Origin of the sequence: Nonomuraea sp. NPDC050643 (assembly GCF_040654715.1) — a bacterium.
Taxonomy (GTDB): domain Bacteria; phylum Actinomycetota; class Actinomycetes; order Streptosporangiales; family Streptosporangiaceae; genus Nonomuraea.
In genome coordinates, this window is sequence record NZ_JBFAIM010000140.1 from 1 (window position 1) to 10,881 (window position 10,881).

Annotated in this window: 8 protein-coding genes; 2 read left to right on the top strand and 6 right to left on the bottom strand. The window is 73.2% G+C overall.

Annotation, left to right across the window (positions count from 1 at the left end):
- A partial coding sequence (locus tag AB0I15_RS66135) for an ABC transporter permease (protein ID WP_358120861.1) occupies nt 1–1,012 on the top strand: 1,012 nt, incomplete at its 5' end.
- A 79-nt stretch (nt 1,013–1,091) separates the two neighbouring features.
- Nucleotides 1,092–2,213 carry a cobalamin-independent methionine synthase II family protein gene (locus AB0I15_RS66140; RefSeq protein WP_358120864.1) on the top strand — a complete coding sequence of 374 codons (1,122 nt, stop codon included), beginning with the start codon at nt 1,092–1,094 and terminating at the stop codon, nt 2,211–2,213.
- A gap of 46 nt (nt 2,214–2,259) precedes the next feature.
- Here the strand turns inward: AB0I15_RS66140 and AB0I15_RS66145 are convergent, their stop codons facing one another.
- The 6 genes from AB0I15_RS66145 to AB0I15_RS66170 form a co-directional block, all read right to left on the bottom strand.
- Nucleotides 2,260–4,338, bottom strand: a complete 2,079-nt coding sequence (locus AB0I15_RS66145; protein WP_358120867.1) for a beta-galactosidase — start codon at nt 4,336–4,338, stop codon at nt 2,260–2,262.
- A gap of 11 nt (nt 4,339–4,349) precedes the next feature.
- Nucleotides 4,350–5,231, bottom strand: coding sequence for a carbohydrate ABC transporter permease (locus AB0I15_RS66150; protein WP_358120870.1), 882 nt, complete (start codon nt 5,229–5,231; stop codon nt 4,350–4,352).
- The gene (locus tag AB0I15_RS66155; protein ID WP_358120873.1) at nt 5,228–6,097 is read right to left on the bottom strand and encodes a sugar ABC transporter permease; all 870 of its coding nucleotides are present in this window, start codon (nt 6,095–6,097) and stop codon (nt 5,228–5,230) included. The genes AB0I15_RS66150 and AB0I15_RS66155 overlap by 4 nt, the downstream gene beginning before the upstream one ends.
- Nucleotides 6,094–7,449, bottom strand: coding sequence for a sugar ABC transporter substrate-binding protein (locus AB0I15_RS66160; protein WP_358120876.1), 1,356 nt, complete (start codon nt 7,447–7,449; stop codon nt 6,094–6,096). The genes AB0I15_RS66155 and AB0I15_RS66160 overlap by 4 nt, the downstream gene beginning before the upstream one ends.
- 3 nt (nt 7,450–7,452) lie before the next feature.
- A complete protein-coding gene (locus AB0I15_RS66165; RefSeq protein WP_358120878.1) occupies nt 7,453–8,472 on the bottom strand; it encodes a LacI family DNA-binding transcriptional regulator in 1,020 nt (339 codons plus the stop codon).
- 107 nt (nt 8,473–8,579) lie between these two features.
- Nucleotides 8,580–10,881: WD40 repeat domain-containing protein (locus AB0I15_RS66170; protein WP_358120881.1), on the bottom strand; the 2,302-nt coding region annotated here is incomplete at its 5' end.

Here is a 10,881-nt window from a genome sequence, read left to right on the forward strand (position 1 = left end):
GTTGTCGAGCACGATGGCCGCGTACGGCCAGGCCGCGCAGCGCGCCGGCCACGTCCACACGATCGTGCACGCGGGCCAGGCCCGCACGCGCCAGACCCCGCCCCGGCACGGTGACGCCGAGATCGAGGCGCTGCTGCGGGCCCTGCCCGGCACCGTCCACGTGACCGCCGACGCCTGGATCGACCTGAACGTCACGGGCCACCCGCAGCCGATCATGGGCCGGTTCCTGCGCGGGGACTCGGCGACGCTGGGCGAGATCGTCGTCGAGGGCCGCTGGTTCAGGGGCCCCGGCGAGGTGGTGGCGCCGTCGGGGTTCCTGGACACGTACGGCCTGGCGGTGGGCGACCGGCTCTCCCTCTCCCTGGGCCGCGGCCGTACGGAGGCCACCGTCGTCGGCCGGACCATGGACGGCTCCCCCGACCTCGTCCAGGCCGGCTGGGGCACGCTGACCGCGCTCACCCCCGACGCCAGGGCCACCCAGTACGAGGTGCGCCTGGCCGAGGGCACCGACCTCGAGACCTACCACGCGGCGGTCAGGGCGGCCGACCCCGGCCTCTACCCGGTGGCCAAGAACACCACCGACGAGACCGCGGTGGCCGTCATCGGCTCCGCGGGCCTGCTCACCCTGCTGCTGGGCACGATCTCGGCGCTGGGCGTGTTCAACACGGTCGTGCTCGACGCCCGGGAGCGGCGCAGGGACATCGGCGTGCTGAAGTCCATCGGGATGACGCCGCGCCAGGTCACGGTGATGATGGTGACCTCCATGGCGGCGCTGGGGCTGGCCGGCGGGCTGCTCGGCATCCCGGTCGGCGTGGCCGCGCACCGCCTGATCGTGCCGGCCATGGGCGAGGCCGCGGGTGTGACGCTGCCGGCGTTCATGATGGAGGTCTGGGACGGGCCGGTGCTGGGGGCGCTCGCGCTGGCGGGCGTGGTGATCGCGGTGCTGGGCGCGTACGCGCCGGCCCGCTCGGCGGCCCGGCTCCAGATCGCCGCGGTGCTGCACCACGAGTGAGGCGGGGGTGGACGCTGCCCGGCGGGCGGCGCAGAGTGGCTCTTGAAACTCCGAGATGCCCGCACACCGAGGAGGAAGCATGCCCGCGACACACCACGCCGAACACGTCGGCAGCCTCCTGCGCCCGCCCGAGCTGCTGCAGGCCCGGCAGGCGCGCGAACGCGGCGAGATGAGCGGCGAGGAGCTGGCGAAGCTGGAGGACGACGCGGCGCTGGCCGCGATCGGGCTCCAGCGCGAGGCCGGCATCGAGGTCTTCACCGACGGCGAGGTACGCCGGGCCACGTGGATGGCCGGCCTGCTGGAGTCGCTCGGCGGGGTGGTGCCCGTGGAGCCGCCCTCCACCGCCTGGTTCAGGAACGACGGCGAGGAGGTGGCACCCGAGGAGACCTCCTTCGACATGGTGGCCGCGAACGGCCGGCTCACCCAGAAGACGAACCTCACGGCGATCGAGGCGGACTTCCTGGTCAGGCACGCGCCCGGCCCGTGCAAGATCACCATGATGAGCTCGTCGATGGGCAACCTCCTGTGGCGTCCCGACCTCAGCCGGGAGGTCTATCCCACGCCCGCCCACCTGCTGCGCGACCTGGTCGCCCTGCGGATCAAGGAGATCGAGGGCCTCCTGGAGCGCGGCGTGGGCTGGATCCAGCTCGACTCGCTGAGCTACAACTTCGTGATCGACCCGGACTTCCGCGGCCGCCTGCTGGGCCCCGACGCGCCGGGCCCGGAGAGCCTGCTCGACATGACGGTCTCGATCGACGCCGAGCTGGTCCGGGCGGCCAAGCGGATGAACCCCGAGGTCACCGTCGGCATGCACATCTGCAGGGGCAACAACCGCAGCGCGTGGATGTCCCAGGGCGGCTACGAGCCGGTCGCCGAGCGGCTGTTCGGCGAGGTGCCGGTGGACCGGTTCCTGCTGGAGTACGACACCGAGCGGGCGGGCGGCTTCGAGCCGCTGCGCTTCGTCCCCCACGGCACGACCGTCGTCCTCGGGCTGGTCTCCTCCAAGGTGCCCCGGCTGGAGCCGCAGGACGAGCTGCGCCGCCGCATCGACGAGGCCGCCACGTACGTGCCGCTGGAGAACCTGGCGATCAGCCCGCAGTGCGGCTTCGCCTCCACCGCGCGGGGCAACCTGCTCACGGTGGACGAGCAGCGCCGCAAGCTGGCCCACGTGGTGGAGACCGCGGCGATGGTGTGGGGCTGAGCCGACGGACAGGGCCTCCTCTGGCAGGGGCCCTGTCCGTGGTGGATCAGCCGGTCTCCTCCAGCACCCGCACGTCCCACGGGCCGAGCCGCAGCTCCGCGCCGGCGGCGTGGCGGGTGTCGTCCAGGACGTCCCGTACGGGGACGGGCGCCGTGACCGTGCTCTCGTTCCACGTCCAGTTGTGCACGAAGCGCACCCGCCGCCCGTCCGCCGCCGTGGCTCCGGTCGAGGTGACGCCCGCCGGCGCCGGCGCCCACGGGCCGGGGTCCGGGGCCAGCCAGCGGAACAGGGCCTCGCCCAGCGCCGCGTTCGGGACGGTGCCGACGTAGGTGATGCGGCCCCGGCCGTGCGCCCGGGTGGTGACGGCGGCGAACCGGCCGTGGTGCGGGTGCTCGTAGCCGGCGAGCACGTCGGCCTCCTCGGCGTGCAGCCCGTCCGCCCAGCGGGTGCCCGCCGCCGCGGCGGGCACGGCCAGGGGCGAGCCCTCGGGCGCGGTGACGGGCAGGTCGGTGGCCAGGTTGCTGAACTCGTCGTACCAGGCGCCGGCGGCCTCGGCGAGCCCGGCGGGCTGGACCTCGCGCCGGGCGCGGGCCTCGTGGTCGGCGTAGCAGGAGCGGGGCCCGAGCACCAGGTGGCCGCCCGCCGCCGCGTACGCCCGCAGCCACTCCAGCGTGGCGTCGTCGGCGATGTACAGCCCGGCGGCCACCAGCACCGGCTGCCGCGCCGCGACCTCGGCCGGGTCCGACTCGAGCGCCTGCGCGGCGTGCAGCACGCGCACCTGGAGCCCGGCGTCGAACGCGCTGCGGTAGAACGGGTCGAACAGGCCCTGGTAGGACCGCTGGTCGGGCCCGCCGGCGGGCGCCCCGAGCGCGGGCTGGGCGGTCAGCGCCCATTTGCTGGGGTTGGAGTAGATCATCAGGACGTCGGCGTCGGGGGTGAGGCCCGCGACGAGGCCGGCCGCGCGCTCCAGCTCGGCGCCGATCCGGGCCAGCTCCCGGTACGTGCGTCCCGGCCGCCCGCTGTGCGGCAGCACGCCGCCCCAGTACGTCTCGGCCCCGAACACCAGCGTCCGCCACTGCCAGTACTCGATCATGCTCGCCCCGCGCGACACGAGCGCCCACGCGGCCTGCCGCCACTGCCCGTCGTAGGCCGGCCAGTTGTGCCAGGAGCCGCCGATGGCCTGCGCGTTGGTCTCGGTGACGAGGAACGGCTCCTGCCGGGAGGAGAACATGCGGTCGGCCATGAGGTAGAACGCCCACGTGTCGTGCGTCATCCAGTGCTGCGAGGCGTCCTGCCCGGCCGGCAGGGCGAGGCCGTCCTGCATGACGTAGTAGGGGTTGCCCGCGGTGACGTCGAGCCGGCGCGTCAGGTCCTCGTCCGCCACGGCCGGGCGGTCGTAGGAGATGCACGTGGTGACGAACCGGCCGGGCTTGGCGTACTCGCGGACGATGCCGGCCTGCCAGGCGATGAAGTCGGTGACCTGGTCGGCCTGGAAGCGCCGCCACGCCTGCTCGTACTGCGGCTGGGCGTTGCCGTCGGGCGTCCACAGGTCGGCCCAGTCCGACAGGCGGTGGGACCAGTAGACCAGGCCCCACTCCTCGTTCAGCGTCTCGACGTCGCCGTACCTGGCGCGCAGCCAGTCGGTGAAGCGCTGGAAGACGCCGTGGTTGTGCAGCAGGTGCAGGCCGGGCTCGTTGTCGACCTGGTAGCCGATGATCCCCGGGTGATCGGCGTAGTGGCCGACGACCTTGCGGATGATCCGCTCGGCGTGGAAGAGGAAGGCCGGGTGGGTGAAGTCCATCTCCTGACGGGCGCCCCAGCCGATGCGCTCACCCGTGCCCCGCTCGCCCGCGATCTCCGGGTGCAGCCGGGCCAGCCACGGCGGCACCGCGTACGTCGGTGTGCCCAGGATGACGCCGATGCCGCGCTCGTGCGCCCCGTCCAGGGTGGGCCGCAGCCAGTCGAGGTCGAACCGGCCGTTCTCGGGCTCCCAGGTGGACCACACCGACTCACCCACCCGGATCACCGAGAAGCGGGCCTCGGCCATCAGGTCGAGGTCGGTCTTCAGCAGCTCGGCGGGATGGTATTCGGGGTAGTAGGCGGCACCGAACAGCACACGCGACACAGAAGATCCTTTCATTGTTTGACCCCGCCGGTGGTCAGGCCGCTCTGCCAGTAGCGCTGCAGCAGGAGGAAGGCCAGGACCAGCGGGACGATCGACACCAGGGAGCCGGTGACGACGAGCGGGATGACGTCGCCGCTCCCGCCGCCGGCGACCGTGGCCTGCCCGGCCCAGTTGGCCAGGCCCACGGTGACCGGGTAGAGCGACGGGTTGTTGAGCATGATCAGCGGCAGGAAGTAGTTGTTCCAGGTCGCCACCAGCGTGAACAGCAGCACGGTGACGAAGCCGGGCGCGAGCAGCCGCATCACGACCTGACGGAAGACGCGCAGTTCGCCCGCGCCGTCGATGCGGGCGGCCTCCAGCAGGCTGTCCGGCACCGCGTCCTCGGCGTAGACCCGCATCAGGTAGAGGCCGAACGGGTTGACCAGCGACGGCAGGATGATCGCCCACGGCGTGTTGACCAGCCCGACCTGCGCGAAGATCAGGTACGTGGGGATGGCCAGCGCCGTGCTCGGCACCATGATCGCGCCCAGCACCAGGCCGAACATCAGCCTGTTGCCGCGGAAGGGGAACTTGGCGAACCCGTAGCCGCCGAGCGCGCACAGCAGCGCCGCGCCGCCCGCGCTGGCCAGGGAGTAGATCGCGGTGTTGAGCAGCCACTGCCCGTAGACGCCGTCCTGGGCGGTGAACACCCGCCGTACGTTGCCGGCCAGCGCGAAGTCGTCGGCGAACCACAGCCCGAAGCTGGAGAACAGGTCGCCGGTGGTCTTCGTCGAGGCCACCACCAGCCAGAACAGCGGCAGCAGGAAGTAGATGAGGAACGCCAGCATGCCCAGGGTCAGCAGGGGGCTGCGGCGGGCGGCGGGCCGCCGGGTGATGGGCTGGACGGCGGTCATGTCCCTCTCCGGGTGAGGGCGAGCTGGACGGTGTAGGAGACCACGACGATGACCAGGCCGAGCAGGAACGACACGGCCGCCGCGTAGTTGAGGTCCTGGCTGGTGAAGGCCAGGGAGTAGGCGTACAGGTTGGGGGTGTAGGCGCTGTCGATGACGTTCGGGGCCAGGCGCTGCATGAGCTGTGGCTCGTTGAAGAGCTGGAAGCTGCCGATGACCGAGAAGATGAGCGCCATGAGCAGCGCCGGGCGCAGGGCGGGGATCTTGACGCTCCAGGCGGTCCGCCAGGCTCCGGCTCCGTCGACGGCGGCGGCCTCGTACAGCTCGGACGGGACGGCGCGCAGCGCGGCGTACAGGATGATCATGTTGTAGCCGGCGAACTCCCAGGTGACGATGTTCGCCAGGGAGCCGAGCATGAGGTCGCCGCCGAGCAGGTTGGGGCCGGGCAGGCCGAGCGTGCCGGCGAGCTGGGCGATGGGGCCGAACTCGGGGCCGTACAGGTAGCCCCACATCAGCGCCGCCACCACGCTGGGCACCGCGTACGGGACGAAGATGCCCAGCCGGATGAAGCGCGACAGCCACAGCATGCCGCTGTCCAGCGCCAGCGCGAAGAACAGGCCGAGCAGCAGCATCAGCGGCACCTGGATGAGGAAGAACTCCCCCACCCGGACCACGCCGCCGAGCAGCCGCTCGTCGGTGAGCGCCCGCACGTAGTTGTCCAGGCCGACGAACGTGGTGCCGCCGATGAGCTGCTCCTTGAACAGGCTCAGATAGGCGGCGTACGCGAGCGGCACCACCAGCATCGCCACGAACACGATCATGAAGGGCGCCACGAAGACGTAGCCGGCCCTGGCCCTCTTCCGGTTCACTTGGCGACCTTGAAGCCCTGGCTCTCGGCGTACGTGGTGATCCGCTGCTGCCACTGGTCGAGCGCGGCGGCCGGGTCGCTCTTGTCCGCCAGGGACTTGCCCACGGTCTCGTCCCAGTCGTTGACCGTCTGGTCGAGGAACGGGGGCCAGGTGAAGTCCTTGGCCACGGTGTCGCTGATCTCGGCGAAGACCTGGTTGACGGTCTGGCCGCCGTAGAACTCGGGCTTGCCGTCGACGAACGCCTTGTCCGACAGCAGCGCCTTGGTCGGCGGGAACAGGAACTGCTCGTTCGCCATCATCGTCGTCGACTCGGGGTCGGTGTTGAGGAACTCGGCGAGCTTGGCGGCGGCGATCGGGTTCTTCGTACTCTTGATCACGGCGCTGGTGGAGCCGCCCCAGTTGCCGGCCTTGTTCTCCCCGGCGGCCCACTGCGGCAGCGGCGCGGCCCGCCACTTGCCGCTGGTGTCCTTGGCGTTGGCCGACAGGAACACCGGGCCCCAGGCGGCGGTCAGCCAGGTGGCGTACTTGCCCCTGTTGAGCCCTTGGTACCACTGGTCGGTGAAGTCGGGGTCGGTCGAGACGACGCCCTCCTTGACGAGCCCGCCCCAGAACGTGCCCAGCTTCTTGGAGACCTCGTCGTTAACGCTAACATCGATCTGATCGGAACTCGCCATCTGGAACGGCTTCCCGCCGGCCTGCCACAGCAGGCCCATCCAGGCGCCGTTCTGGTTGGAGGCCAGGTTCGTCAGGTAGACGCCGGGGTCGGCGGCGTGCAGCTTGCGGGCGGCCGCCGCGAACTCCTCCCACGTCCGGGGCGGTTCGATGCCGTGCTTGTCGAAGATGTCCTTGCGGTAGAGCATGCCCATGGGCCCGGTGTCCTGCGGGATGCCCCACACCTCGCCGTTCCGCCCGGTGACCTGGCTCCAGGTCCAGTCGACGAACTTGTCCTTGAGCGCGCCGGCGCCGTAGGGCCGCAGGTCGAGCAGGCTCCCGGTGATGGTGAAGGTCGGGATGTACTGGAACTCGATCTGCACGACGTCCGGCGCGCCGCTGCCGGCCTTCAGCGCGGTGCGCAGCTTGGTGTACTGGGGTTCGCCCTGACCGGCGTTGACCACGTTGACGTTGATCGCCGGGTATTTCTTCTCGAACAGCGCCACCTCCTTCTCGATCTCCGGGACCCAGGTCCAGAAGGTGAGCTCGGTGGGGGTCTGCAGGGCCTTGTCGACGTCGGCCTGGCCGACGGAGGCCGCGGGCTCGGCCGGGGCGCTCTCCCCGCCTCCTCCACCGCAGCCCGCGAGGAACAGGACGGCGGCGGCGCCCGAGGCGAGCCACCGGGTACGTGGCATGGTCATGGCTTACTCCTTGGGGGATGCGGTGGACTGACGCACGATGAGCCGCGCCGGCGGGTCGTCGCGGACGGCGGTGCCCGAGAGGTTCTCGATCTCGTCGACCAGCAGGGCGAGGCCGTGGGCGGCGATCGCCTCGAAGTCCTGGCGGACGGTGGTCAGCGGCGGCGACAGGTAGGCGGCCGACGGGATGTCGTCCATGCCCACGACGCTCACCTCCTGCGGCACCGGCCGGCCGGCCTCCGCCATCGCGCGCAGCAGGCCGATCGCCATGTCGTCGTTGGCCACGAACACCGCCGTGACCTCGGGGTCGGCGGCCAGGACGCGGCCCGCCGCGTAGCCGGAGGCGGGCGTCCAGTCGCCCGAGAGCGGCGGCGGCTCGGCGGCGCCGGCGGCGGCCAGCGCCTCCTGCCAGCCGCGCAGCCGGTCGCGGGCGGTGAACCAGCGGCCGGGGCCGGCGACGTGCCAGACGGTGCGGTGCCCGAGCTCCAGCAGGTGCTCGGTGGCCAGGCGGCCGGAGTCGACGCCGGAGGCGCCGCCGATCACCACGCGCGGCCCGGCCACACCGGGGACCTGGCTGAAGCTGAGCACGGGCACGTCGGGGTCGATGCGCAGCGGTTGCCCCTCGTCTATGGGCTCCGACAGCACGATGCCGTCCACGCCCTGGTCGAGCAGGGATTCGACGGCGGCCATGACGTGGCCGGCCTCGCCTTCGGGGGTGTTGACGACGCTGAGCGCGTAGCCGATCTCGCGGGCGCCCCGTTCGAGCTCGACGAGCATGGAGGCCGGGCCGTAGAGGGAACTGCCCAGTGAGGCGACGCCGATGCGGTGGAAGCGGCCCAGGTTGAGCGCGCGGGCGGCGGTGTTGCGCCGGTAGCCGAGCTCGCGGGCGGCCCGCAGCACGCGCTCGCGGACCTCCGCGCTGACGTACTGCTCGCCGTTCATCACCCGGGACACGGTCTTCTGCGATACGCCCGCCTGGCGGGCGACGTCGACGCTTCCGGGCGGCCTGCGCCTGGGCTCGGACATCAGGGTGGCTCCTCGCGTCTGACTACGTAGTCAGATGCCCTTCACTGTCACCGCCGCGCGCCCGGATTGTCAAGGTGATGTTTCCCGGACGTTTCCCGGGCCGGCTCTCAGCGGCAGACCCCACGGAACGGAAGGCCGGGGACGTACCACGCCCATTCCCGCCGGGTGAGATCGCGGGCCGCCTGGGCGCAGGCGACGGCGGTGGGGTCGGCGGCGAGCGCGGTCGTGTCCCAGTCCCACACGGCGTAGGCGTCGCCGGTGACCTGGGGGAGGTCGGCGGCCACGGCCACCAGCCGCCTGCCGTCCCCGGTGAACGCCAGCGCCCTGACGCCGCCGCCGTGCCCGGCGAGCGGCGGTCCCAGAGCCCGGCCCGTGGCGGTGTCCCACAGGCGGACGGTACGGTCGTCGCTCCCGGTGGCGATCGCCGTGCCGTCCGGGCCGAACGCCACGGCGTGGACCGGTTTCGTGTGGCCGGTGAGCGGGGCCCCGTGGGGGCGGGCGGAGGCCGCGTCCCAGAGGCGGGCGGTCCGGTCGGCGGATCCGGACAGGAGCAGGGCTCCGGTGGGGGCGAAGGCCAGGGAGGTGACGCGCTCGGCGTGGCCGGTCGGCGCGCCGCGACGGCGGCCGGTCGCCACGTCCCAGACGATCAGCGAGCCGTCGGCGGTCCCGGCGGCGAGGAAGGCGCCGCCGGCGCTGAAGGCGGCGGCCGTCACCTCGGCCGGGCCGGTGGGCAGGGGGTTGCCCGTGGGGGTGCCGCCGGGCAGGGTCCAGAGCCGAACGGCCGGCGGGGAACCCGTCACGGTGGCCAGGAGGGTGCCGTCCCGGTTGTAGGCGAGAGGACGGCCACGAACACCACCGGGACCGCCATCAGGATCGCTGAGGAGGGTGGTGGTCCGGCCGTCGGCCGCGTCGTCGACGCCGGAGGCCGCCAGTGAGCGGCCGTCCGGGCTCAGGGCCAGGCCGTCCACCAGCGCGCCGGGCCGGATCGCCAGCCGCTCGCCGAGGCGGCGGACCGACGTCACGTCCCACGACCACAGGCGGCCGGCGCCGGCGTGGCCGGGGGTGTACGGCTGGACCACGAGGCGGGCCGCGTCCGCGCTCAGCACGGCGCGGGTGGTGTCGGGCCGCTCGTACCAGCGCGCCGTGGCGGCCCGGTCGGCCGGGACCTCGCCGGTCTCGCCGGGGCCCGGCAGGGTGAGCAGGCGGCGGGTGCCCCTGGGGACCTGCCAGAGGCGTACGGTCAGGTCGGCGCCCGCGCTGGCCAGCAGGGTGCCGTCAGGGCTGAAGGCGACGGCGTTGACCGCCTGCGTGTGCCCGGCCAGCGGCTCGCCGAGCGCCCGGCCGGTGCGGACGTCCCAGAGCCTGATCGTGCGGTCCTGACTCCCGGTGGCCAGCACGCCGCCGTCCGGGCTGAAGGCCGCCGAGGTGATCAGGCCCGTGTGGCCGGTGAGCGGGCGGCGCGCGGGCCGCCGGGTGGCGACGTCCCAGAGCTGGATGCGCTCGCTGCCGGTGGTGCCGGCCAGGAGGGCGCCGTCGGGGCTGAACGCGAGGGCGGCGACCTCCTCGGGAGGCTCGGGGGCGACGGTCCCGGCGGCCGGTTCGATCGGGTCGCCCGTCAGCCGTCCCGTCGCGACCTCGAACGTACGGATCGGGCCGCCGGGGTAGGCGGCGGCGATGAGGGCTCCGTCGGGGCTGAACACGACGGGCCCGGGTTCGCCCTCGGACGAGTGCAGGTCGGCCAGGGGCGCGCCGGAGGCGGCGTCCCACAACCGGGACGCGCCACCGGTGCCGGCCGCCGTGACCAGCAACGTCCCGTCGGGGCTGAACGCCGTCCAGCGGCGGGTGGACGGGGTGCGCTCGCCTCCGGTCCAGTGCTCGCGGGTGGCCGTGTCCCAGACCGTGACCCGCCCGGCGGCGTCCGCCATGGCGAGCCGGCCGCCGTCGTGGCTGTAGGCCACCGACATGCCGCCGGTCCGGTCGCCGGCCCCGGACCGAGTGACGGGCCAGGTGACGGGCGCGAGCCGGGCCGTGTCCCACAGCCGCAGCGGCTCGCCGTGACCGGTGGCGGCGAGGATCGCGCCGTCGGGGCTGAAGGCGACGGACCGCACCTCGCCGGGGAATCCGCCCAGCACGGCGAGCTGCGGCCGCGCGACCGCCGCCCGGACGGCGGCCCGCGCCTCCGCGGAGGACGGCATGAGGCGGGTGGCGGCGATCGCGAGCAGTCTGGCGAGTCGCGGGTCGGTGAGCGCGAGGGTCTCGCCGGTGGCGAGCAGCCGGTGGCCGAGCGCGAGGTCGCGTTCGGCTCGGGCGCGTTCGCTCGCGTCGCCGGCGTTCACGTTCATGAACACCAGGCCCGCCGTGGCGAGCAGGAGCACGACCACCGCGGCGGCCAGCGCGGCGACGAGCCGG

Bases quoted from the DNA above. Each gene is read 5' to 3' on its own strand.
- AB0I15_RS66140 (WP_358120864.1), top strand. From the start codon at position 1,092: ATGCCCGCGACACACCACGCCGAACACGTCGGCAGCCTCCTGCGCCCG.
- AB0I15_RS66150 (WP_358120870.1), bottom strand. From the start codon at position 5,231: ATGACCGCCGTCCAGCCCATCACCCGGCGGCCCGCCGCCCGCCGCAGC.
- AB0I15_RS66160 (WP_358120876.1), bottom strand. From the start codon at position 7,449: ATGACCATGCCACGTACCCGGTGGCTCGCCTCGGGCGCCGCCGCCGTC.
- AB0I15_RS66165 (WP_358120878.1), bottom strand. From the start codon at position 8,472: ATGTCCGAGCCCAGGCGCAGGCCGCCCGGAAGCGTCGACGTCGCCCGC.